16 protein-coding genes and 2 pseudogenes are annotated in these 23,254 nt (G+C 69.5%); 9 read left to right on the forward strand and 9 right to left on the reverse strand.

Annotated features, from left to right (window positions below; all coding sequences use genetic code 11):
• A pseudogene (locus OO69_RS43270) lies at positions 1 to 1,343 on the forward strand (D-alanyl-D-alanine carboxypeptidase); the annotation flags it as partial.
• Positions 1,344 to 1,541: 198 nt separating this feature from the next.
• On the forward strand, positions 1,542 to 3,398 hold the full coding sequence (locus OO69_RS43275; protein WP_033286484.1) for a hypothetical protein: 1,857 nt from the start codon (positions 1,542 to 1,544) through the stop codon (positions 3,396 to 3,398).
• A 17-nt stretch (positions 3,399 to 3,415) separates the two neighbouring features.
• On the opposite strand, the gene OO69_RS43280 is transcribed toward OO69_RS43275, so the two are convergent.
• The gene (locus tag OO69_RS43280; RefSeq protein ID WP_033286485.1) at positions 3,416 to 4,255 is read right to left on the reverse strand and encodes a hypothetical protein; all 840 of its coding nucleotides are present in this window, start codon (positions 4,253 to 4,255) and stop codon (positions 3,416 to 3,418) included.
• Positions 4,256 to 4,336: 81 nt separating this feature from the next.
• Here OO69_RS43280 and OO69_RS43285 point away from each other — a divergent pair, with 81 nt between their 5' ends.
• Together OO69_RS43285 and OO69_RS43290 are read left to right on the forward strand one after the other, a co-directional pair.
• Complete coding sequence (locus OO69_RS43285; RefSeq protein WP_033286486.1) at positions 4,337 to 5,125, forward strand: SDR family oxidoreductase; 789 nt, start codon at positions 4,337 to 4,339, stop codon at positions 5,123 to 5,125.
• Positions 5,126 to 5,260: 135 nt separating this feature from the next.
• Positions 5,261 to 6,850, forward strand: a complete 1,590-nt coding sequence (locus OO69_RS43290; RefSeq protein ID WP_033286487.1) for a sodium:solute symporter family protein — start codon at positions 5,261 to 5,263, stop codon at positions 6,848 to 6,850.
• 6 nt (positions 6,851 to 6,856) lie between these two features.
• Here OO69_RS43290 and OO69_RS43295 read toward each other — a convergent pair whose 3' ends face one another.
• Positions 6,857 to 7,978, reverse strand: a complete 1,122-nt coding sequence (locus tag OO69_RS43295) for an ADP-ribosylglycohydrolase family protein (protein WP_033286488.1) — start codon at positions 7,976 to 7,978, stop codon at positions 6,857 to 6,859.
• 252 nt (positions 7,979 to 8,230) lie between these two features.
• On the reverse strand, positions 8,231 to 11,005 hold the full coding sequence (locus OO69_RS43300) for a tetratricopeptide repeat protein (RefSeq protein WP_420707962.1): 2,775 nt from the start codon (positions 11,003 to 11,005) through the stop codon (positions 8,231 to 8,233).
• A gap of 67 nt (positions 11,006 to 11,072) precedes the next feature.
• Here OO69_RS43300 and OO69_RS43305 point away from each other — a divergent pair, with 67 nt between their 5' ends.
• A complete protein-coding gene (locus tag OO69_RS43305) occupies positions 11,073 to 11,573 on the forward strand; it encodes a DUF2165 domain-containing protein (RefSeq protein WP_033286489.1) in 501 nt (166 codons plus the stop codon).
• Here the strand turns inward: OO69_RS43305 and OO69_RS43310 are convergent.
• Complete coding sequence (locus tag OO69_RS43310) at positions 11,566 to 12,117, reverse strand: hypothetical protein (RefSeq protein ID WP_033286490.1); 552 nt, start codon at positions 12,115 to 12,117, stop codon at positions 11,566 to 11,568. The two genes, OO69_RS43305 and OO69_RS43310, sit on opposite strands and share 8 nt — an antisense overlap.
• Positions 12,118 to 12,210: 93 nt before the next feature.
• Positions 12,211 to 14,796 carry a bifunctional FO biosynthesis protein CofGH gene (locus OO69_RS43315; protein ID WP_033286491.1) on the reverse strand — a complete coding sequence of 862 codons (2,586 nt, stop codon included), beginning with the start codon at positions 14,794 to 14,796 and terminating at the stop codon, positions 12,211 to 12,213.
• 250 nt (positions 14,797 to 15,046) lie between these two features.
• Here OO69_RS43315 and OO69_RS43320 point away from each other — a divergent pair, with 250 nt between their 5' ends.
• Entirely contained in the window at positions 15,047 to 16,576 is a 1,530-nt protein-coding gene (locus OO69_RS43320) for a CehA/McbA family metallohydrolase (protein ID WP_033286492.1), read from the forward strand.
• 1 nt (position 16,577) lies between these two features.
• Here OO69_RS43320 and OO69_RS43325 read toward each other — a convergent pair whose 3' ends face one another.
• Both OO69_RS43325 and OO69_RS49085 read right to left on the reverse strand, forming a co-directional pair.
• The gene (locus OO69_RS43325) at positions 16,578 to 17,411 is read right to left on the reverse strand and encodes an endonuclease/exonuclease/phosphatase family protein (RefSeq protein WP_033286493.1); all 834 of its coding nucleotides are present in this window, start codon (positions 17,409 to 17,411) and stop codon (positions 16,578 to 16,580) included.
• Positions 17,412 to 17,504: 93 nt separating this feature from the next.
• Positions 17,505 to 18,591: pseudogene (locus OO69_RS49085) on the reverse strand (RNA-guided endonuclease InsQ/TnpB family protein).
• A 12-nt stretch (positions 18,592 to 18,603) separates the two neighbouring features.
• On the opposite strand from OO69_RS49085, the gene tnpA reads away from it, so the two are divergent.
• The 3 genes from tnpA (at position 18,604) to OO69_RS43345 (ending at position 20,027) form a co-directional block, all read left to right on the forward strand.
• Positions 18,604 to 19,032 carry an IS200/IS605 family transposase gene (gene tnpA, locus OO69_RS43335; protein WP_078652838.1) on the forward strand — a complete coding sequence of 143 codons (429 nt, stop codon included), beginning with the start codon at positions 18,604 to 18,606 and terminating at the stop codon, positions 19,030 to 19,032.
• Between the two features lie 145 nt (positions 19,033 to 19,177).
• Positions 19,178 to 19,570: a nitroreductase/quinone reductase family protein gene (locus OO69_RS43340; RefSeq protein WP_033286494.1), complete on the forward strand. Its 393-nt coding sequence runs from the start codon at positions 19,178 to 19,180 to the stop codon at positions 19,568 to 19,570.
• 19 nt (positions 19,571 to 19,589) lie between these two features.
• A complete protein-coding gene (locus tag OO69_RS43345) occupies positions 19,590 to 20,027 on the forward strand; it encodes an SMI1/KNR4 family protein (protein ID WP_033286495.1) in 438 nt (145 codons plus the stop codon).
• Between the two features lie 15 nt (positions 20,028 to 20,042).
• Here OO69_RS43345 and OO69_RS43350 read toward each other — a convergent pair whose 3' ends face one another.
• Both OO69_RS43350 and OO69_RS43355 read right to left on the reverse strand, forming a co-directional pair.
• Positions 20,043 to 21,518, reverse strand: coding sequence for an aldehyde dehydrogenase family protein (locus tag OO69_RS43350; protein ID WP_051801665.1), 1,476 nt, complete (start codon positions 21,516 to 21,518; stop codon positions 20,043 to 20,045).
• On the reverse strand, positions 21,515 to 23,251 hold the full coding sequence (locus OO69_RS43355; protein WP_420707961.1) for an N-acyl-D-amino-acid deacylase family protein: 1,737 nt from the start codon (positions 23,249 to 23,251) through the stop codon (positions 21,515 to 21,517). Before OO69_RS43355 ends, OO69_RS43350 begins: the two co-directional genes overlap by 4 nt.
• Positions 23,252 to 23,254 lie beyond the last annotated feature (3 nt).

The following is a 23,254-nucleotide window of genomic DNA, read 5'->3' on the forward strand; positions in this document are numbered from 1 at the left end:
GACCGGACGCCACCCGCCCCGTCCCCCAGGTCGGCCCGGAACACACCACCCAGCAACCGCTCCCCCCGAAGCCCCCGCTGGACCTCCTCGCCGAACTGACCAACACCCCGCCACCCCCGGAAACCCCGGTCCGCACAGCGATCCGCAGGGTCAAGATCTGGACCCCACTGGTCATCCTCCTGGCGATCGTGTTTGCAGTAGTACAGGCCGTACGACCTCTCCCCACCCCCTCCCTCACCCTCACCGCCGACGACTCGTACACCTTCGACGGCAGCAAGGCGAACCTCCCGTGGCCCAGCGAGGGCCAGGGCTGGATGGACGTCAACGGCATCGGCACGATGGGCGACTTCGGCAAGCAGACCCCGGTCGCGATCGGGTCGGTGGCCAAGGCGATGACCGCGTACATCGTCCTCAAGGACCACCCCCTGAAGGCGGGCACGGAGGGCGAGAAGATCACCGTGGACGCCACCGCCGAGAAGGAGGGCGGCTACGACAAGGACGGCGAGTCCACGCTCAACACCGTGAAGGCCGGCGACGTCCTCACCGAGAAGCAGGCACTCTCGGCGATCATGATCCCCTCGGCGAACAACATCGCCCGCCTGCTGGCCCGTTGGGACGCGGGCAGCGAGGCCGCGTTCATCAAGAAGATGAACGACACCGCGAAGTCACTGGGGATGACGAACACGACGTACACCGACGCCTCCGGCCTCAAGGAGACCACCGTCTCCTCCGCCGAGGACCAGGTGAAGCTCGGCAACCAACTGGTCAAGATCCAGGCCCTGATGGACATCACCAAGCTGCCGAGCTGGGTCGACCCGTCCGGCAAGAAGTGGACCAACTACAACCGCCTGGTGCCGTACAACAACTCGCTCGGCATCAAGACCGGCACCACCACCGCGGCCGGCGGCAACCTGCTCTTCGCCGCCACCAAGGAGGTCGGCGGTGAGACGGCCGTCGTCGTCGGCGCGATCCTCGGCCAGCACACCGCGCCGATCATCGACACCGTCAACGCGGTCAGCAAGACGGCGATGCTCGCGGCGCAGGACGCGATGACCTCGGCGAAGATCCTGAAGAAGGGGACCGTGGTCGGCTACGTCGACGACCAGCTCGGCGGTCACACCCCGGTCGTCGTCACCAAGGACGTCGCGGCCGTCGGCTGGGCGGGCCTGAAGGTGAAGCTGTCCTTCGCCCCCGACGCCGTACCGCACACCGCGAAGGCCGGCACCAAGGTGGGCACGCTCACCGTGGGCGACGGTTCGAGCGGTGCCGTCAAGGTGCCGGTCGCCCTCCAGAAGGATCTCGCCGAACCGGCCTTGACGTCCAAGCTGACCCGCCTCGGCTGACCCACGAGGCGATGCACGTCACCGCGCACGTCACCGCGTCCCGCCGGCGGGCCCCCACCCGGGAGCCCGTCGGCGGGGTGCGTGCTAGCGTCGCGAATCGGGGCACGTCGCCGGTCGAGCGGACGCGGCGTCGAACAGGCCGGGAACGGGACGGAACGCGGCCGGGAACAGAAGACGGGACACGGGGAGTGCCTTCAGGTGGCCACAGCGGAGCCGACACGCGCCGACGATGCCGATCCGGGCCCGGTAGCCGGCCCGCGAATACAGCTGCCCGCACACCGCACGGACGACGACGGAACAGCTAGCGCAAGCTCGCGGAGCGGCCGGTGGGCGCGGCTGATCGACAGCCTCCGCGCCCCCTTCCTCCGCCACCCGGTGATCGGCTTCACGCTCCTCTCCGGCGTCCTCCACGTCGTCTGGTTCTTCACGTTCGCGAACAGTGGCGGCGACCTCGCGGCGCAGGACGCGTGGGCGGAGTTCGTCGGCCGCCACCCGGACTCGGCGTACAACCTCGCCTGGTACGGCGGCATGCACCCGGTGTCGTACAGCGTGGTCTCGCCGTATCTGATGTCGGTGCTCGGTGTCCGTACGACGATGATGATCGCCGGGACGATCTCGGCGGGCCTGCTCACCATGATCCTGATCCGCAGCCGCGCGGTGCGGAACCCGCTGTGGGCCTCGCTCGCGGGCGTCTTCGCGCTGCTGTGCAACGCGGCGTCGGGCCGCGTGACGTACGGCCTGGGCCTGGTCTTCGGGCTCGGCGCGGTGGCCGTGGTGTTCTGCTGGCCGTACCGCTGGCGCTACAAACGCTGGGCGAAGGCCCTGTGCGCGGCCCCGCTGGCCGCGCTCGCGACCATGTCGTCCCCGGTGGCCGGGCTGTTCGTGGGGCTGGTCGCCGTAGCCCTGTTCCTGCAGAAGCGACGCCCGGGCGCATGGGCCCTCGGCCTCGCGCCCGCGGCCGTGGTGGCGGTCTCCGCCTGGCTGTTCCCGTTCTCCGGTACGCAGCCGATGCTGTTCGGCTCGATGATCCTGCCGCTCGCCTCCGGGGTGATCGTCTACTTCCTGGTGCCGCGCGAGTGGACGACCGTACGGATCACGTCGGCCGTGTACAGCATCGGCGTCATCCTGGTCTGGCTGGTCAGTTCGCAGATCGGCTCGAACATAAGCCGGCTGGCGATGCTGTTCGCCGGGGTCGCCCTGATCGCCGCGCTGCCCTTCGCGGTGCCGCGCTCGCGCAAGTGGTACGCGATCGCACTGGCCTTCGTCGGCTTCAACGGCTGGATCGGCTTCAAGTCGGTCGACGACGTGATCAACACCGCCCCGGCCGCGTCCTGGTCGCACGAACTCGCGCCCCTGGTCAACGAACTCCAGGAGGTCGGCGCCGAGCGCGGCCGCGTCGAGGTCGTCCCGGCCCGCTCCCACATCGAGGCCTCCGCGCTCGCGCCGTACGTCAACCTCGCGCGCGGCTGGAACCGCCAGGCCGACATGGAGCGCAACCCGCTCTTCTACGACGACACGCTCAACTCGGCGAACTACCACGAGTGGCTCCAGCGCTGGGCCGTCCACTACGTCGTGCTGCCGAAGGACAAGCCGGACGGCGACGGCGGCGAGCGCGAACGGGCCCTGGTCCAGCGCGGGATGCCGTACCTGAAGCAGGTCTGGGGCGACACGAACTGGCAGCTGTTCCAAGTCACCGACCCGGCGCCGCTCGCCGAGCCGAACGCGGTCGTGGACCGGGCGGAGCAGGGCGAGTTGACGATCGAGGTGAAGAAGAAGGGCCGGATCCTCATCCGCATCCCGTACTCGCCGTGGCTGAGCATCGTCGACGCGAAGGGCAAGAGCCTCAAGCCCCCGCAGGAGACCGACGCGTCCAAGCACCGCGCCGAGGGCACGCCGAAGACGTACGACAACCTCAACGGCTGCCTGATGGAGACGGAGGAGGACTCCAAGGGCGACAAGTGGACGATGCTGCTGGCACCGAAGACGGGAACGTACCGGCTGGCGGCGCCGTACCAGTTGCCCCGGGGAACTCCGTGCCCGGATGAACTGAAGTAGATGAACTCAAGCAGCAGTCAGCGGAGTTGGTCCACGTACCTGTCCGTACCCGGCACCGTCGGGATGAAGGGTGCCACCAACTCCACGCGCCCCAGCCCCGATTCGGCCACCGGCGTCTCGAGATCCGCGAAGTACTCCTCCCAGCACTCCCGGGGATCCGCCTCCAGGAACCACAGCAACGTGAGCCGGGTGTCGACCCCCTCGACCTGCTTGACGTAGGTCATGCGGTCGCCCGGCAGGGGGGTGGGCCGGAAGACGGTCACCATGGCGGCGGGTGACCCGGCGAGCCGCTTGGGCAGGTGCCGGGAGCGGAGCCACTCCAGCAACTCGGCGCGCTGGTCCGCCGATTCACTGTCCACGACCTCCAACACCAGCCCGGCGTAAGGGTGGTCGAGGGCGTGGAAGTCCCGCGGGCCCGCCGCGCCGTCCCGGTACACGGTCGCCTCGTGGTCCTGGAACGCGGTGAAGACGTGCGTACGGTCCTGGTACACCCGCCCGTCACGATTGAGCCGTTTGTTGATGCCGACGGTCCACTTCATGTGGTCGTCGTAGCGGCCCTCGGTGACCCAGTACGTGGAGAGGTAGCAGCCGGCGGTGACGGGCTGCGCGATCGCCGACTTCTCGGGACAGCGCAGGAGTTGGAGGTCCCGGGTGGCGACCCAGCGACGGCCCGCGTACATCCAGGGCATGGCCATCGCGCCCGCGTAGTAGTGGTCGTCCTCGTACCAGCGGTTGTAGGCGTACTCGTGGCCGGGACGCGGTTCGACCATGGTGATCAGCGCATGCCCCGGCCGCACTCCGTACGGTCCTACGGCGGCCAGTTCGGCGTACTCGTCGCTCCGGGTTTCCTCGCTCACGTCGCTCCCCTTCCGTCCTCCGCCGGTCGCCCATACTCTGACGCCCCGTCAGATAAACCGCCAGACCCCGGGAGGGATCGGATGTCGCTGCTCGCGGGCAAGACCGTCGTCGTCTCGGGGGTCGGGGCCGGACTCGGCCACCAGGTCGCCGCGGCCGTCGTACGGGACGGAGGCAACGCCGTGCTCGGCACGCGCACGGAGGCGAATCTCGCCAAGTCGGCCGCCGAGATCGATCCGGACGGCACGCACACGGCGTACCGGGCGACGGACATCACGGACGAGGGGCAGTGCGAGGCGCTCGTGGCGGTGGCGCGGGAACGGTTCGGGCGCATCGACGCGGTGGTCCAGGTCGCCGCGTGGGACAGCTACTTCGGCGGGGTCGAGGACGCGGACTTCGCCACCTGGCAGTCGGTGATCGACGTGAACCTGCTGGGAACGCTGAAGATGACGCGGGCCTGCCTGCCGGCACTGAAGGAGGTGGGCGGCGGCTCGGTCGTCTTCATCGGAACACAGTCGGCGGTAGCCGCGCCCTCACAAGTACGGCAGGCGGCGTACGCGGCGTCGAAGGGGGCGCTGACGAGCGCGATGTACTCGCTGGCAAGGGAGTTGGGGCCGTACCGGATCCGGGTGAACACCGTGCTGCCGGGGTGGATGTGGGGGCCGCCGGTGGAGGCGTACGTGCAGTTCACCGCGCACACGGAGCAGGTGCCGGAGGCGGAGGTGCTGAAGCGGCTGTCCGACCGGATGGCGCTGCCGGAGCTGGCGACGGACGGGGACGTGGCGGACGCGGCGGTGTTCCTGGCGTCGGAACGGGCGCGGGCGATCACGGGACAGTCGTTGCTGGTCAACGCCGGTGAGCTGATGCGATGAGTTCACATAGCTGAACGCGGAACATCAATCCGAACGATTTTACTCCCCCTTGACCGCACGCTTACTTGTCGTGCTCACGCGCGACCGCCCACGATGAGCCCCGGGCTGAACCGGCTCAATCGTGGGAGGGCGCATATGAACGGGCTCGACTGGGCCGTGCTCATCGGCTATTTCGGCGTGATGGTGGCGATCGGCGTGTGGTCGCACAAGCGCGTCGACAACGTGAGCGACTTCTTCACGGCCGGCGGGAAGATGCCGTGGTGGCTCTCCGGCATCTCGCACCACATGTCGGGCTACAGCGCGGTGATGTTCACCGGCTACGCGGGCATCGCCTACACCTACGGCGTCACGTCCTTCATCACCTGGTCGTTCCCGATCGCGCTGGGCATCGCCATCGGCTCCAAGCTGTTCGCGCCGCGCATCAACCGGCTGCGCTCACGGCTCCATGTGGCGTCCCCGCTCGAGTACTTGAAGAACCGCTACAACCTCAAGACCCAACAGGCGCTCGCCTGGTCCGGGATGCTGCTGAAGATCGTGGACGTGGCGGCCAAGTGGGCGGCGATCGCGACCCTGTTGTCGGTGTTCACAGGTGTGTCCCTGAACCAGGGCATCCTCATCACCGGCGCGATCACGGCGGTCTACTGCACGATCGGCGGCCTCTGGGCGGACGCGCTGACCGAACTCGGCCAGTTCATCATCCAGTTGCTGGCCGGCGTCTCCATGTTCGTGGCCGTCGTACTGAAGTTGCACGACAAGGGCATCGGCTTCCTCGGCGCCTGGGACGAACCGGCCCTCCAGGGCCACGGCAAACCGCTGGTCGGCCCCTACGGCACGGTCTTCCTCCTCGCGTTCCTCTTCATCAAGCTCTTCGAGTACAACGGCGGCATGCTCAACCAGGCCCAGCGCTACATGGCCACCAAGAGCCCCTACGAGGCCGAGCGTTCGGCCCGGCTGTCGGCGGCGCTGTGGCTGATCTGGCCGACGGTCCTCTTCTTCCCCATGTGGATGTCCCCGCTCCTGGTCCACGCGCAGAAACCGGACGGCTCCGACTCCTACGGCCTGATGACCGAACAGCTGCTGCCACACGGCCTGTTGGGCCTGGTCGTCGTCGGCTTCTTCTCCCACACGATGGCCATGTGCTCGTCCGACGCCAACGCGATCGCGGCCGTCTTCACCCGGGACGTAGCACCGGTCGTATCGGCCAAGGCCCGTGCGTGGGACGACCGTTCGGGCCTCATCGCGGCCCGCGTGACGACGGTCGTCTTCCTCGGCCTGTCGATGTCGGTGGCGACCCAGATCAACTCGCCCACGTTCAAGGACATCATCACGGTCGTCATCAAGTGGGTCGCCGGTCTGATGGGCCCGATCGCGATCCCGATGATGCTGGGTCTGCTCCGCCCGTTCCGCAAGTCCGGTCCCACGGCGGCGCTGACGAGCTGGGCGGCGGGCCTGTTCGCCTTCTGGCTGGTCAACTACCCGATCAACTGGGAGGTCGACGGCGGAGTCCCGCTCCAGTACCAGGTGTCGATCCCCCTCGCGGTCTCCCTGGTCCTCTACATCCTCATCGGCTACGTGAAGCCCGAGGACACCCCGGAACGGGACGCGCTGATCGAGAAGATCAACGGCGGCGGGGACGACGACGGGGAGGCGGCGGCGGTAGCGGTACCGGCGCAGGCAGGGACGCAGACGGGTGCGGGCGACGACGTGGTGGGCAGCCAGTCGTAGCTACGGCTACGCGCCTCTGGGATATCTGGCGATCCACCCCGGGGCGGACCCGGCGGGCCCGTGCAACGCGGGCCCCTGGGTCATCTCCACCGCGAAGTCATCGGCCAGCACAAGCAACGTAGGACGGCCCTCCAGCTCGGCCAGCCAGGCCGGCGGGAGGGCCGTCTCGCCGTGCAACGCCCCAAGCAGCCCACCGGTGAGCGCCCCCGCGGTCCCGGAAGGCCCGCCGTGATTCACGGCCAGACACAGCCCATGCCGTACGTCCTCACCGACGAGCGCGCAGTAGACAGCCCCCGCGAGCACCCCGTCCGCGTTCCCCTCCCCCACGAGTTCCTCGACCCGCGCGGAGGTGGGCATGCCCTGTCGTACGGCGCCGAGGGCGCGCTGGAGTGCGACGGAGACGGGCTGATGCCCGGGCCGGGCGGCCAGCAGACCGAGCGCCCGCTGCACGGCGGCGTCGAGACTCTCACCGCGGGCGAGCCCGTGCACGATGACGGCGTAGGCACCGGCGGAGAGATGCCCGACGGGATGCCCATGGGTCTGAGCGGCACACTCCACGGCGAGCTGCATCACCAGCTGAGGCTCCCACCCCACGAGCAACCCAAAAGGCGCGGACCGAGCGGCGGCTTCCCCTCCCACCTCACCAGGATTCTTGGGCGCGTCAAGTGTCCCCATCCGCTCATCCCCAAACCCCAACAAACAGGCCCGAGTTGGATCGCGCCGAGCGTAAAGCCACTCTTCCCGAGCAAGCCACCCGTCATCCTTACGACGCTCATCGGGCCCCCAGTCATGCTGGGTAGCGGCCCACCGCAAGTAGGCCCGATGCAGATCGGTAGGCGGATGCCAGGCCCCGGTATCACGCCGCACCTGCGCCCGGATCAACCCGTCCACGGTGAAGAGACTGAGCTGAGTGAGATGAGTGACGGCCCCCCGCCGCCCGTACCCGAAGGCGAGATCTACGACGCCCTCCGCACCGTAGGCCTCCCGGATCTCGTCGATCGCCAGCAGGTCCACGGGTGCGCCGAGCGCGTCCCCCACGGCGGCCCCGAGCAGTGTCCCCCGCACCCGACTACGAAAATCCTGCTGCTCGACCCGACCCCAGACGGCCGCGGTTGCCGTACTCACCAAGGCCTCCTCGGGCTGCGTCCATACGTACGAGTCAGTTCAGCACTGTAATCGAACGGGGACGGTGGGTTGAGGGGGTGGATCGGTATAGCCGGAGTCGAACCTCGCGGTGCTTGAGACGTGACCGTTGGGCCACTCGCTTCTCAGCCAGTGTCGGGCTTCCACGGCCCGAGTAAAGGGCGCTCCGCTGCGCTACGCGTCGCCTTCGGCGATTCCGCTTCGCTCCACCCTTGACTAGGGCCGCTCCAGCCCGTTTCAGAAGCTCTCGCCAGCACGCCGCCTCGGCTCAGCGGCCAACGGCGAGTGGGAGGTTGGGGGGATGCTGGAAGCCGAGGGCAGGGCCGGGGGCGGGAGGGGTGGGGCTGGGAAGTGTGACACTTTCGCTTGGACCGTCACACTTCTACGGACAAGGTGTCCCCCGCGAAGCCCCCACCGGCCGGTAGCCGCTAAGCCCACCCGGCGTGCTGGCGAGGCGCGGGCGCGCCCCGCTGTACCGGCCCGCAACGCAGTACAGACAGGGGCATGCCTGCCTGGCCACCCATCCCTCGGGGCCGCCCGCTCGCTTCTGAAACGGGATTGCGGGAGACGAGTCAAGGGTGGCCCGCAGGGCCATCGCCGCAGGCGACGCGACCGCAGGGAGCGCCCTTTACTCGGCTCCCGCAATCCCGACACTGACAAGAAGCGGCTCCACTCCGCGGCCCAGGCGTACGACGGTTTGAGTTCCAGGGCGCGGTCCAGGTCGACGAGCGCCTCCTCGTCACGGCCCAGATTGGCCAGGCTCGCGCCCCGGCTGGCGTACGCCGACGCGTAGTCGGGGTCGAGGGCGAGCGCACGGTCGTAGTCGGCGAGCGCCTCCTCGTCGCGGCCGGCCGTACGGAGCGCGTCGCCGCGTTCGCAGAGGCCCCAGGCCCAGTCGGGTTGAAGCGGGATCGCGCGGTCGAGGTCGGCCAGTTGGCGTTCGTGGTCGCCGAACGCCCGCCACACCCGCGCCCGGCGGGCAAGCGCCCAGGCGTAGTCGGGCTTGAGGTCCAGCGCACGGTTCAAGTCCGCCAGAGCCAGGTCGAGTTCGCCGAGGGAGAGGCGAGTGGCGCCTCGGGACGCCCAGGCGAAGTCGCTCGTCGGGTCGAGGCGGATGCCCTCGTCCAAGTCCCGCATCGCCTCGGCGTGATGGCGTGCGATGCGGTGGTGTTCACCGCGCAGGATGACGTTGTACGCGTTGTCCGGCTCCAGAGCAGTGACCCGGTCGAGACCGCTGATCGCGGCGTCGTAGTCACCCATCGCGCCTTGGGTCACCGCCTTCGCCCGGTGGGCTCGCACGAGGTCCGGGTCGAGCGCGAGGGCACGGTCGTAGTTGTCCAGGGCCTGCTCGTAGTCACCGGCCCGGCCGAGGGCGTCGCCCCGGTGCGCCCACGCGTCCGCCCGCCACCGTTCGTCACCGCGCGCGCGGCTCAGCAGCGACTGGAGCAGACCGGCCACACCGCCGTCCGCGAACACCTCCGTCAGAGCTCGCCCGTACGTCCGCACGGCCTCCGCGTCCGCGTCCTCGCCCACGTCGGCCACAAGCCGCACCCACCGGCGCACCACGTCGTCCCCGTGGGAGCAGGCGGAGACGAGGTCGGCGGACACCGTCGTGGGCGCGGTCCGGGGCGACGCGCACATGGAGTGGTAGGACTCGGCCAGCCGCAACTCGCGCCACTCCTCGTCCGACCGGAACTCGTGGGGCTCCCTGGTCTGTTCGGACTCTTCGCGCCAGCCGGCGAAGACCTCGGCGAGACGTGCGTGCCGCTCGCTCCAGCCGCGTGGGGAACGGCGGCGCTGCAGGCGAAGCATCGGCTCGCGCACCAGGTGGTGGTAGCGGACGCGGTCGCCCCGGTCGTCCACGAAAGGCAGCCCACGCAACCACGCGAACAGCGCCTCCGCCTCCTCGTCCGGGCATTCGACGGCGGCCCGGAACACGTCCATGTCCAGGGTCCGGGGCAACGCGCACGCGAGCGCCACCGCCCGGCGCACCGGGTCGTGTTCCCACCTCAGGAAGCGTTCGACCGCCGTGGCGCTGGGATCGCCCACGTCGTCCGGATCGGCGGGACGCTGTTCGGCCAGCGTCGACACCAGCACCGGCAGTCCGCCCGTGAGCCGCAGCACCTCCTCGACCACAGGCTCGGCCACCACCCCCTTGCCCGCGAGCAGTCCCCGCGTCTCCGCCTCCGTGAACGGGCCGAGCGGCACATCGGCCACGAAGTCCGCGAAGCCGCCCCAGCGAGCGGTGTCGAAGGAATGCTGGCCGGCGGTCACCACGACGACCGTGGCCGGCAGGGAACCGTACAGGTCGCTCGTCATCACCTCGTGCAGCCAGCCGTCGAGAAACGGCCCCGTGCGCTCGTACGTATCGAAGAACAGGACGATCCAGGGCACCCGGGACGCCAAGTCGGCGAGTTCGCCGAGCAGGACCGGCGTGAGGACGCGCTCCGGTGCCAGAACCAGCTGCACGTCCTCCTGATTGCGGAAACGCGCGCTGAGCCCGGCCCTCAACCGGTCCGCCCCCTGGGCGAGTTGGGCGGCGTCGAGCGCACCCGCGAAAGCGCCGACCCCCGGCACCATGCCGAGTCCGGCCAATCCGGCCCGCGCCGCCACCATGCTGCCCGCCGACGGACCCTCCGGCTCCGGTTCGGGCATGGCCACGAGAGCCGCCTCCGCCTCGTGCCGCCGCTCGCGATGCGCGGCGACCAGTCGCTCCAGCTCCTTGAACCTGTGTCCCTGCACGGCGAACTGACGGCTGATCCCCGCCATCGCCTCCGGCACGCTCCCGGCGCTCTCGTCGACGTACGCCGTCACCGCGCCCGTCTCCCGCGCGACCTGCTCCAACTCCCGTACCAGGAACGTCTTCCCGACCCCCGCGTTGCCGTGCACGTGGAAGAGGAACCGGTGCCGCTCGTCCTCGGGCGCGACCCCGAAGTTGGCCCGGAACGCGGCCCGTTCGACATCCCGCCCCACGAAACCGGCCCGCCTGCGCCGCCGGATCAGCTCCTGCATCGACGGCCGCGCCTGCGCCACCCGTACGCCCCCTCTTCAGCCCGCCCGCACAGGGAAGGAACCTGTCATGAGCGCCCCTACCCCACGCACCGCGGCGACACTCGCCGCCACCCTCCTCACCGCCACCGTCGCCCTCTACATCGCCCTCGTCGCCTTCGGGAACATCACCGACTTCGGGACCAACCAGCAGTTCGTGCGGCATGTGCTGGCCATGGACACGACGTTCAAGGACGACGATCTGATGTGGCGGGCGGTCAGCAGCAAAGGGCTGCAGGACGCCGTCTATGTCGTGATCATCGTGTGGGAGACCCTTGCCGCGCTCGTGCTCATGTATGGGACCTGGCTGTGGGTTCGGCACGACTACGAGCGGGCTCGGCGGTTCTCCACGTACGGGCTGCTCATGCTGATGGTGTTGTTCGGGGCCGGGTTCATCGCCGTCGGGGGTGAGTGGTTCGCGATGTGGCAGTCGAAGGACTGGAACGGGCTCGAGGCCGCGACCCGGGTGTTCCTGCTGAGCGGGGTCGTGCTGCTCGTCGTGCAGCTCCCGGCCAGGAGTTCCGCTACTTGACCACGATCACCTTCGTGCTCGTCGTCCCGAACGTCCACAGCGCCGCCCCGTCCGCCTTGCCCATGCGGACGCCGCCCGTCTCCTTGCCCGCCGCCGGCGGGGGCGAGGAGCCGTCCACCGCGTTGGAGAAAGCGATGTTGAGGCCGGACTTGGTGGCGAAGTAGACGATGTTCTCGATCTGGACGCCGTCGGAACCCGTCGTGGCGTCCTTGCGGACCGACACCGTGTACGTGCCCGGGTCCGGACTCACCGTGCCCGGCCAGACCGCGAACGTACGGCCCGCCTTGTCGCTCGCGTCGACCAGCCAGACCCGTTTCTGGCCGACGGCGTAGACGATGCGCCGCCCGGTACCGGAGGAGGCCGGTACCGCGGCGGCCGTCGCGTGCGGCTTCGGGGACGTGGACGCGTGCGCGGACGCCGAGGCGCTCGGGCGGGCGGCGGACGCCTTGGGGTGCGGGCCCTTGTTGGCCTGGACGGCCAGGACCGTGACCGCGGCGATCGCTCCCACCGTCAGACCGGTCACCCAGACCTTGGAGGCAGGCACGGGCACGCATCTCCTCAGCTACTCACAGCCCCCACATCCCGATCGAACAGGGGTCGGATCATCGTACCGGCCCCCGTCCAACCCTCCTCCCGCTCAGTCCAGCACCGGCAACAGCTCCGGCAGATGTCCGTCCGAGACGGAAGCGGTCCGCTGCCGCTCCTCCGGCACCTCGCCGTAGAGAGTGGTGCGCGGCCGCGCCGGCCGGCCCGCCAGTTCCGCTACGGCGACCAGGTCCCGCACCGACTTGTACGAGCCGTACGACGAACCCGCCATCCGCGAGATCGTCTCCTCCATCAGCGTGCCGCCGAGGTCGTTCGCCCCGGAGCGCAGCATCTCCGCCGCGCCCTCCGAGCCCAGCTTCACCCAGCTCGTCTGGATGTTGGGGATCCAAGGGTGCAGGAGCAGCCTCGCCATCGCCACCACCGCCCTGTTGTCCCTCATCGTCGGGCCGGGGCGAGCGATCCCCGCCAAGTACACCGGCGCGTTGGTGTGGATGAACGGCAGCGTCACGAACTCCGTGAATCCGCCCGTGCGTTGCTGGATCCCGGCCAGGGTGCGGAGGTGGCCCAGCCAGTGGCGCGGCTGGTCGACATGGCCGTACATCATCGTCGACGACGAGCGGATGCCCAACTCGTGGGCTGTCGTGACCACTTCGATCCACGTCGCCGTCGGCAGCTTCCCCTTCGTCAGGACCCACCGCACCTCGTCGTCCAGGATCTCCGCCGCCGTGCCGGGGATCGTGTCGAGGCCCGCCTCCTTCGCCGCCGTCAGCCACTCGCGGATCGAAAGGCCAGTGCGCGTCGCGCCGTTGACGACCTCCATCGGGGAGAACGCGTGGACGTGCATCCCGGGAACCCGCTCCTTCACCGCCTTCGCGATGTCGAAGTACGCCGTCCCGGGCAGGTCGGGGTGGATACCGCCCTGCATGCAGACCTCGACTGCCCCGACTTCCCACGCCTGTTGGGCCCGGTCCGCCACCTGGTCCAGGGAGAGCGTGTACGCGTCCGCGTCCGTACGACGCTGCGCGAAGGCGCAGAAACGGCAGCCGGTGTAACAGACGTTGGTGAAGTTGATGTTCCGCGTGACGATGTACGTCACCTCGTCGCCGACCACCGACTTCCGCACGTCGTCCGCGATCCGCGTCAGCGCGTCCAGCGCCGGACCGTCCGCGTGCAGCAGCGCCAGCGCCTCCGCGTCGGTGAGGCGAGTGGGGTCGTCGGCCGCCGTCGCCAGTGCCTGCCGTACGTCCGTGTCGATGCGCTCGGGGACCATGCCGGGCGCCGCCGCCTCGCGCAGGGCACCCCAGTCGCCGTAGACCTCGTCGAAGTCGTCACGGCGGTCGGACGTACGGCCCTCCGTGTCGATCGACACATGCAGATCCGTACGGCCGGACGACACGAAGGCCTCCTCCGGCTCCTGCCACGCGTGGCCCTCGACCTTCGCGTCCTCACGCGCCAGGCCCGTCTCCGGGTCCGCCAGTGCCCGTACGTGCGGCAACAGGCGCGGGTCCAGCCAGGGTTCGCCGCGGCCCACGAACTCCGGGTACACACACAGCCGTTCACGCAACTCGAAGCCCGCCTCCGCCGATTGCTCGCGGAGCAACTCGATCTGGGGCCAAGGGCGTTCGGGGTTCACGTGGTCGATCGTCAGGGGCGAGACCCCGCCCCAGTCGTCGATGCCCGCGCCGATCAGGCGCTTGTACTCCGAGTCGACGAGGTTCGGCGGGGCCTGGATGCAGGCCGCCGGGCCCATGATGTGCCGGGCCACCGCGACCGTCGCCACCAGCTCGTCCAGCTCCGCGTCCGGCATCCCGCGCATCGCCGTGTCCGGCTTGGCGCGGAAGTTCTGGATGATCAGTTCCTGGATGCCGTGGTACGAGCGGGACACCTTCCGCAGTGCGAAGAGGGCGTCCGCGCGCTCCTCGTACGTCTCGCCGATGCCGATCAGGATGCCGCTCGTGAAGGGGACCGAGGACCGGCCCGCGTCCTCCAGCACACGCAGGCGTACGGCGGGCTCCTTGTCCGGGGAGCCGTAGTGCGGGCCACCGGGCTCGGACCAGAGGCGGGTCGCCGTCGTCTCCAGCATCATGCCCATGGACGGGGCGACGGGCTTGAGCCGCTGGAAGTCCGTCCACGTCATGACACCCGGGTTGAGGTGCGGAAGCAGGCCCGTCTCCTCCAGGATGCGGATCGAGATGGCGCGGACGTACGCGATCGTGTCGTCGTAACCGTGCGCGTCGAGCCACTCGCGCGCCTCCGGCCAGCGGTCCTCGGGCTTGTCGCCGAGGGTGATCAGGGCTTCCTTGCAACCGAGTTCGGCGCCCTTGCGCGCGATGTCGAGGACCTCGTCCGGGGACATGAACATCCCGTGGCCGGCCCGGCGGAGCTTGCCGGGGACGGTGACGAAGGTGCAGTAGTGGCACTTGTCGCGGCACAGGCGGGTGAGGGGGATGAAGACGCTCTTCGAGTACGTGATCACGCCGGGGCGGCCGGCCGTCGCCAGGCCCGCGTCGCGCACGCGGGCGGCGGACGCGGTGAGGTCGTCGAGGGCCTCGCCGCGCGCCTGGAGCAGCACCGCGGCTTCCGTGACGTCGAGGGCCACGCCGTCACGGGCGCGTTTGAGGGCGCGACGCATGGAGTTCTCGGTCGGGCCGGTTCCGGAGCTCGCGGGAGTCGTCATCCTTCGAGCATACGATCGGTCTGATCAGGCCAAAGAGGGACGCCCGATTCGTTCCGGCCGGGCAGGTCGTTACACGGTGTCACTGGCAGAGGGAGCACCCCACCCTCCCCCTACCGCCTCCAGCCCTCGTCCGTGCCGACTCCGGTTTCCCGACACCCGGCGATTCCCTGTCCTTGCACGGGAGTTCACAGCCGACTATCAGAGTCGTACGCGCCATCCCTGTCACTCACGACACCCCGGGAGCAGCAGCATGTGCGACGACGATCACGGAAACGGCACCACCAGACGCGCGCTGATCGTGACGGGCGCCGCCGCCGCGCTTACGTTGGGAAGCGTGACCTTCGCGAGCGGCGCCGCGGCCGCGGCAGACGGCGACCAGGAGAGCCGGACGGTACGGGGCACCCTCCCGACCGGCTCGCCCGACTACGTGTACGTGCCGGTCGAGGTCCCCGCGGGGGTCCGCGAGCTGAAGGTCGCGTACACGTACGACAAGCCCTCCGTCCCGGCCGGCACCCAGGGCAACGCCCTCGACATCGGCATCTTCGACCAGCACGGCACCGACCTCGGCGGCAAGGGCTTCCGGGGCTGGTCGGGCGGCGCCCGCACGGAGTTCTTCCTCCGCGTCGACGACGCGACGCCCGGCTACATCCCCGGCCCGGTGCGCGCCGGCACCTGGCACGTCGCGCTGGGCCCGTACACCGTCTCCCCGCAGGGCCTGTCGTACGAGCTCACGATCACGCTCACCTACGGCGAACCGGGCACCGCCCCGCGGCCGGTGTACCCGCCGGTGCGGGCGACGGGACGCGGCCGGGCCTGGTACCGGGGCGACTGCCACCTGCACTCCTGGTACTCGGACGGGCGCCGCACCCCGGCCGAGATCGCGGCGCTGGCGCGGGCGGCGGGCCTGGACTTCATCAACACGTCGGACCACAACACCCAGTCCTCGCACCCGCATTGGGCCTCCGAGGCGGGCGACGACCTGCTGATCATGCTCGGCGAGGAAGTCACGACCCGTAACGGTCACGTCGTCGCCCTCGGCACCGAGCCCGACACCTTCATCGACTGGCGCTACCGGGCCCGCGACAACCGCTTCGGAAAGTACGCCCGCGAGATCCGCCGCGCCGGCGGCCTGGTCGTCCCCGCCCACCCGCACGCCGCCTGCATCGGCTGCGCCTGGAAGTTCGGCTTCGGCGAGGCGGACGCGGTCGAGGTGTGGAACGGCCCCTACACGCCCGACGACGAAGTCGCCCTCGCCTCCTGGGACGCGACGCTGGTGGCGTCGGTCCGCGAGAACCGCGCGTGGCTCCCGGCGATGGGCAACAGCGACGCCCACCGCGACCCCGACGCGGTCGGCCTGCCCCAAACCGTCGTCCTGGCCGACGACTTGACGCGGGAGGCGATCCAGGACGGCCTCCGCGCGGGCCGTTCCTACGTCGCCGAGTCCAAGAACCTCTCCCTCACCTTCACCGCGACCGGCGGCCGCGCCCAACAGGCGGGAATCGGCGAGCGGTTGGAGGTGGATGCGGACACCCCGGTCACGCTACGGCTGGAAGTCACCGGCGCCCCGCGCTGCACCGTCCGCTTCGTGACCGACCAGGGGGTCCTGCTCACCAGCGATCCGCTGCCGGTGGATGGGGCGGGGACCTTGGAGTGGCATACGACGGCTGCCTACGCGGCGTACGTACGGGCCGAGTTGAGGCACGAGACGGCGGCGGGACCGGTACCGGGGGCGCTGGCGGCGTTCACGAACCCGATCTTCCTGGGTGAGGCCAAGCGGTGAACTAGGCGGATTCCGCGCCGAGTTCGTCGCTCAGCTCCACGACAACCGCCGCGTGGTCGGTCGGCCACACCCCGCCGACCGGCCCGTCCCCGGCCCGCCGCACGCCCCGCACATGCCCGAGCCCGCCCTTCCCGGTCGGCGCGACAAAGACGTAGTCGACACGGACACTCGGCCCGAACGTGCCCGCGACGTACGGATTCCGGAGATCCCAGGTGGCCGAAGGCGTCCCGGGGTCGGCGAAGTCCCAGGCGTCCACGAGGACTTGACCGGGTACGGCGGGCGCGGTCCGGTACCCACCGAACAACCGCACCTCGTCCGAGTCGGGCCAGGCGTTGAAGTCCCCGGTGACGACAGGCGGAAACGGCCCCTCTCCACGGTGCTCGGCGACGAACTCCGCGAGTGCGGTGACCTGTTGGCACCGTACGGCCGAGGCGGCGGTGGCGGAGGAGAGATGGACGGTGAAGAAGGGGACGCGGTACCCCGGCGCGTCCAGCCCCGCGTAGAGCGCGAGCCGGCCGCCGTCCCCGTCGCCCGGCGGCAACGGCAGCACGGCCCGCTCGGCGACGGGCCAGCGGCTGAGGACGGCGTTGCCGATCCCGACGGCGGTATCGCCGAGTCGCCGCTGCCAGAACCCGGGGTCGTGGGAGGCTCCCCAGGTCCAGTGCATCCCGAGTTCCGAGGCGAGCCAGGCGGCGAGGTTCACATCCTCGGCGTCCCACACCTCCTGCAGCCCGACGACATCGGGATCGAGCTCCCGCAACACGGCCAGGATCGCCTTCTGCCGGGCCTCCCAGGGCCCGTACCGCCACCACAGGTTCCATGTCACTACGCGCACGCGATCAGTCAACTTGACCCGGCCCTGAAGGGCCAGCAGCTTTGGAGGTAGTGCCCAACTGGCTGCTGGGTTGGCTCCTCCGTCCAGACACCCCTACGGGGTGGCAGGGACGCGTGACTCACGCCCCGCATTCCACACGATCTCGCCGCGTTGGCCGATCACGTGGGAAGCATTCCGGTCGGCGTGGGCAACGACCCCGCGCCTCCGGCAGACAAAAAGGGCCTGATCGACCCGGTTCTTCTTCTCGATGTGATGGCACTCGGCGCATTCCTGGCTGGTGTACGCCGGATCGACGTACACCAGTGGGACGCCGGCCCGCTGCGCCTTGTACTCGACGAATGCGCCGAGCTGGGCGAAGGCCCAGGAGTGGAGCGTGACCCGTTGGGGCTTCCTCAGCCGTGCCCTCTGCCGGATGCCGCCCAGGTCCTCCAGGGCGATACCGGACGAGGTGCGTTCAGCCTCGGCCACGATCTTCTTCGAGATGATGTGGTTGACGTTCGCAGCGTGCCGCTGTTCTTTGCGGCGCCGGTTCTTCAGGCGACGCTTGGCGGACTTGGTGTGCTTGGCTTGGAGTTTGCGGCGCAGGTCATGGTGCCGCTTACGGCGTCTGTTCAGATCCCGCCCGGCCGCCCGGTAACCCGTGCTGGTGGTGGCGATGTTGGCAATGCCAAGGTCCACGCCGATAAAACCATCAGGCTCATACTGCTCGGCCTCGGATACCTCGCAGGTGGCGATCAGCAACCACATGCCGTCACGGTGGACGAGATCGCTCTCGCCCTTGCGGTACTCGGCGAGGGGCTTACGGGCCTGCTCGGAGCAGGTGAACCGCACACCCCGGATACGTCCGGCGGTAGTCCAGATGCTTACGGTCTGCTCATCGATCTGCCAGCTGAGACAGCGATCGTCATACGGCTGCGCCGCATCCGGCCGGAAGGTGACGGGCGTCGGCGACCTTGCGCAGCACATGCAGCGCCGGTTGTGCCGACAGTCCCCGGCCTTTCAGGTCCCGGTAGGCAAAGCCCTGCAACGCCTTGCGCGAGGTCTCACCGCGCTCGTGGGCCTGGCCCGAGAGCCAGTTCGCCGCGTCGTTGCAGGCGTGCAGGGTGCGCTCAAGTGCCAACGCCACCTCAGGCGTTGGCATAAGGCGAACCTGCACGACGATCTTCACGCAAGCCACAATGACATCGTGTCTATGTCACCACGATGGGAACCAAACCCCGATATCCGCAGGGGCCGTAGCGTCGTCCACACTCTCCACACTCATCTGGTCTTCGTACCGAAATGCCGACGTGGCGTCTTCACCAATGAGATCCTGACGCGCTGCGAGGAGATCATGCGGGAGGTCTGCGTCAAGGCCAACGCCGAGCTTCGCCAGTTCAACGGCGAATGCGATCACGTGCACCTACTCATCCACTACCCGCCGCAGGTCAAGCTGTCCGCCCTGGTCGGCTCGCTCAAGGGCGTCTCCGCGCACTACCTGCGCAAGGAGTACGCAGATCACATCCGCAAGTACCTGTGGGGCGCGCAATTCTGGTCACCCTCGTACTTCGCAGCGTCTGCCGGCGGCGCACCCCTCGCTGCGGTGAAGGAATACATCGAGAACCAAAAGCGCCAAGATTGAGGCAGCCAACGCGGACCCATGTCTCCGGCGCGGGTCAGAGCAGCCCAGAGAAGCCATCCCTCCCGAGCCCTGAAGGACCGGGATTCCTGGCTAGATCATGTTGAAGTCCACGAACGCAGCCAGCCGACAGGAGATCCGGAAACCGATGCCAAGCACCCCCGAGTCCAAGTACCGCAATGTCACGAGATTCCAACGCCTGCTGAACTCGGTCACCCGCCACCTCCCCACCCAGACCGTCCTGGAGACCACCGGCCGCGTCTCCGGCCAACCTCGCCGCACCCCGCTCGGCGGCCGCCGTATCGGCGACACGTTCTGGCTGGTCTCGGAGTTCGGCGAGCTCTCCCACTACGTCCGCAACATCAAGGCGAACCCGAGGGTACGGGTCCGCATCATGGGCCGCTGGCACACCGGCACGGCCCACCTCCTCCCCGACGACGACCCCCAGGCCCGCCTGCGCACCCTCCCCCGCTTCAACAGCGCGGCGGTGAAGGCGATGGGGTCGAGTCTGCTGACGGTGCGGGTGGATCTGGGGGACTGAGCCCGTCTAGCCTGCGCGTATGTGGAGAGCCATTGCCCAACAGGCCTGTTCGGACACCGAGTTCGACGTCCCCGTCGACGCGCCCGCCCTCCGCGCGGCAGAGCTGCGACTCGGCCGGCGGCTCCCCGCCGCGCTCGCGGACCTGCTCCAGGAGACGAACGGCATCCGCGGCCCATACGGGCTCGACACCGTCTGGCCCCTGCAACGGATCATCGGGGACAACCTGCGCTTCTGGTCGGACCCGATGTTCGCCGACCTCTACATGCCGTTCGAGCCGCTGCTGTTCTTCGGCGACAACGGCGGCGGCGACCAGTTCGCGTTCGTGCGCGTCCCCGACGGGCGGCCCGACGTCTTCGTGTGGGAGCACGAGGACGACAGCCGCCGGTGGGTGGCCCGGGACCTGCGGGACTACGTCGGCCGATCGCTCACGTCCGAGGGCGACGACTGGTACCAATAGCCGCCCCGAAGAACGTCACCCCGACCACACGATCGCCTGCACCTCGCTGTACGCGTGCAGCGCGTACGACCCGACGTCCCGCCCGACCCCGCTCTTCTTGAACCCCCCGAACGGCGCCTCCATGTTGCGCCCCACGGTGTTGACCCCCACCCCACCGGCCCGGAGCAACCGCGCCACCCGGAACGCCCGGGCCACATCCCCCGACCACACATAGTCGATGAGGCCGTAGTCGCTGTCGTTGGCGAGGGCGATCCCTTCCTCCTCGGAGTCGAAGGGGACGACCACGACGACCGGCCCGAAGATCTCCTCGCGGACGACCCGCATCTCGGCGGTGCAGTCGGCGAGGACGGTCGGCGCGACGAGGAACCCCGGCCCGTCGGACGGCCGTTCACCACCCGCGACGACCACCGCGCCTTCCTTCCGGCCCAGTTCGACGTACGACTCGACGCGCTCCCGGTGCGCCGCCGAGATCACCGGCCCGACCACCGTGTCCGGCAGGCGCGGATCGCCGACCTTCAACGCCCGGGCATAACCGGCCAGTTGCTCCACGACCCGCTCGTACACACCCCGCTGCGCCAGCACCCGAGTAGGCGCCGTACAGATCTGCCCGCTGTAGAAGGAGAAGGTGGTCCCGATCCCGGACACGGCAGCCGCCACATCCGCGTCGTCGAAGACGACCGCCGCCCCCTTCCCCCCCAACTCCATCAACTGCCGCTTCATCCCCCGCCCGCACACCTCGGCGATCCGCTGCCCGACAGCCGTGGAACCGGTGAAGCTGACCATGTCGACGTCTCCGGACTCGACCGCGGCCTCCCCCACCTCCACCGACCGCCCGTTGACGACGTTCACGACCCCGCGCGGCACCCCGGCCGCCTCCAGCACCTCCGCCATCCGGTAGACGGACAACGGGTCCTGCGGCGCCGGTTTCACGACGACCGTGTTGCCCATGGCCAGGGCGGGGGCGATCTTCCCGGCGGGATTGGCCCAGGGGTTGTTGTACGACGTGATGCAGGCGACGACACCCACCGGCTGCCGCACGGCGATCGCGCCCATGACAGCCGCCCGCCCGAACGGCCCCGCCTCGTTGACCTGCGGCGCGATCGCCCACTCGGCCGGCTCCACGGTCGCGTACCGCCGGAACCGGGCCACGGCGACGCCCACTTGCATGCCCCGCGCGGTCCCCGTCGTGGCACCGCTCTCCGCCTGGGCGAGTTCGGCGTACGGCACGAGTCCGCCGCGGATGATGTCCGCCGCGCGCCCGAGAATCGCCGCGCGCTCCTCGGCCGACGTACGCGACCAGGGCCCGAACGCCTCCCGAGCCGCGGCGGCAGCGGCGAACACCTGCCCCCGCGAGGCCTCCGGCGCCCACCCCACGGTCCCCTCGGTGGCCGGATCGACCACGGCGTAGTACCCGCCGTCAGGCTCGACCCACTCTCCCCCGACGAACAACGGTTGCTCGCCCGCGACTTGGGAACCGGCTCGGGAGCTCACTTCGTGCTCACCGTCCTGGTGTCCCGCCCCGACCGCAGCACCCGCCCCGGCACGTTCCCGCTCACCACGTCGTCCCGGATGGCCTCAACTCCGTTGACCCACACGGCCGTTATGCCGATCGCCTTGGAGTCGAGGCGCGGACTGTCTCCCGGCAGGTCGTGCACCAGGGTGGCCTTGCCGGCGTCGATCCGTTCCGGGTCGAAGAGCACCAGATCCGCATGCCACCCCTCCCGCACCTGCCCCCGCTCCCGCAGCCCGAACAACCGGGCCGGATCATCGGTGAGCATCTTCACGGCCTGCTCGAGCCCCACCAACTTCCGCCCCCGCACACAGTCCCCGATGAACCGGGTCGTGTACGGCGCCCCGCACATCCGGTCCAGATGCGCCCCGGCATCGGACCCCCCGAGTAACACGTCCTCGTGCTGCCAGGTCTCGGCCCGCAACGCCCAGGAGGCGGGATCGTTGTCGGAAGGCATGGGCCAAAGGACCGTCCGCAGCTCATCGGCCGCACAGATCTCGACGAGACACTCAAAGGGCTCCTGCCCCCGCTCGGCGGCGATGTCCTTGACCACCCGCCCGGTCAGCCCCTCGTTGGCGTCGCTGTACGTATCCCCGATCACATACCGCCCGAAATTGGCGAGCCGCCGAAAGACGCCCGCCTCCTTGCTGTTGGCGTTCCGCAGCATCTCGGCCCGTACGTCGGGCTCCCGCAGCTTGGCGATCCGCTCGGGCACGGGCAGGCTCAGGATCGGCCCCCACCCGGGTATCAGGTTCAGCGCGCAGAAGGTGCCGAGGGACATGTTCATCGGCGTGAGGATCGGCATGGTCAGCGCGACGACCCTGCCCCCGGCCTTCCGGGCCCGCTCACTCGCGAACAGCTGCCGAGGCACGCGCTCGGGCACAGCGGCATCGATGGTCAACACGTTCCAGTTCAACGGCCGCCCGGCCACCGCGCTCATCTCGACGAACAGATCGATCTCCGCGTCACTGAACTGATCGAGACACCCGGCGACGATGGCCTCGATCTGCGTCCCCTCGTGCTCCCCAACAGCCCTGGACAGCGCGATCAGTTCGGCGGGCAACGCATGCCGAGAGGCGACCGGCTTCCCGTCCCCGTCCGAGTGGGTGGAGGACTGGGTGGTGGAGAACCCCCACGCCCCCGCGTCCATCGCCTCGTGCAACAGCCGCACGATCTCCCCGAGTTGCTCCTCACTCGGCTGCCCACCCACGGCATCCGCCCCCATCACATACCGCCGCAGCGCACAATGCCCCACCATGAAGCCAGCGTTGACAGCGATCCGCCCCTCAAGCGCGTCCAGATACTCCCCGAACCCACGCCAACTCCACGGCGCCCCCTCCTCCAACGCGACCAACGACATCCCCTCGACCTTGGACATCATCCGCCGCGTGTAGTCGGCGTCCTCCGGCATCAACGGCGCCAGCGTGAACCCACAGTTCCCGGCGGCGACGGTCGTGACTCCGTGGTTGAGGGACGGCGTGGCATACGGGTCCCAGAAGAGCTGAGCGTCGTAGTGGGTATGGGGGTCGACAAACCCCGGCGCGAGCACAAGCCCGCTCGCGTCCTCCGACGTCCGCGACTCCTCAACCACCGTCCCGATGACGGCGATCCGCCCGTCCCGTATACCGACGTCGGCGGTGTAAGCAGGCGCCCCCGTCCCATCAACGACGGTGACACCTTTGATGACGTGATCGAGCATGGGGCGCCTCCTCAACTC

Source organism: Streptomyces sp. NRRL F-525 (assembly GCF_000716605.1).
In the GTDB taxonomy this organism is placed as follows: Bacteria; Actinomycetota; Actinomycetes; order Streptomycetales; family Streptomycetaceae; genus Streptomyces.

Bases quoted from the DNA above. Each gene is read 5' to 3' on its own strand.
- OO69_RS43345 (WP_033286495.1), top strand. From the start codon at position 19,590: ATGTGGAGAGCCATTGCCCAACAGGCCTGTTCGGACACCGAGTTCGAC.
- OO69_RS43290 (WP_033286487.1), top strand. From the start codon at position 5,261: ATGAACGGGCTCGACTGGGCCGTGCTCATCGGCTATTTCGGCGTGATG.
- OO69_RS43300 (WP_420707962.1), bottom strand. From the start codon at position 11,005: ATGCAGGAGCTGATCCGGCGGCGCAGGCGGGCCGGTTTCGTGGGGCGG.
- OO69_RS43340 (WP_033286494.1), top strand. From the start codon at position 19,178: ATGCCAAGCACCCCCGAGTCCAAGTACCGCAATGTCACGAGATTCCAA.
- OO69_RS43285 (WP_033286486.1), top strand. From the start codon at position 4,337: ATGTCGCTGCTCGCGGGCAAGACCGTCGTCGTCTCGGGGGTCGGGGCC.
- OO69_RS43315 (WP_033286491.1), bottom strand. From the start codon at position 14,796: ATGACGACTCCCGCGAGCTCCGGAACCGGCCCGACCGAGAACTCCATG.
- tnpA (WP_078652838.1), top strand. From the start codon at position 18,604: ATGTCACCACGATGGGAACCAAACCCCGATATCCGCAGGGGCCGTAGC.
- OO69_RS43305 (WP_033286489.1), top strand. From the start codon at position 11,073: ATGAGCGCCCCTACCCCACGCACCGCGGCGACACTCGCCGCCACCCTC.
- OO69_RS43320 (WP_033286492.1), top strand. From the start codon at position 15,047: ATGTGCGACGACGATCACGGAAACGGCACCACCAGACGCGCGCTGATC.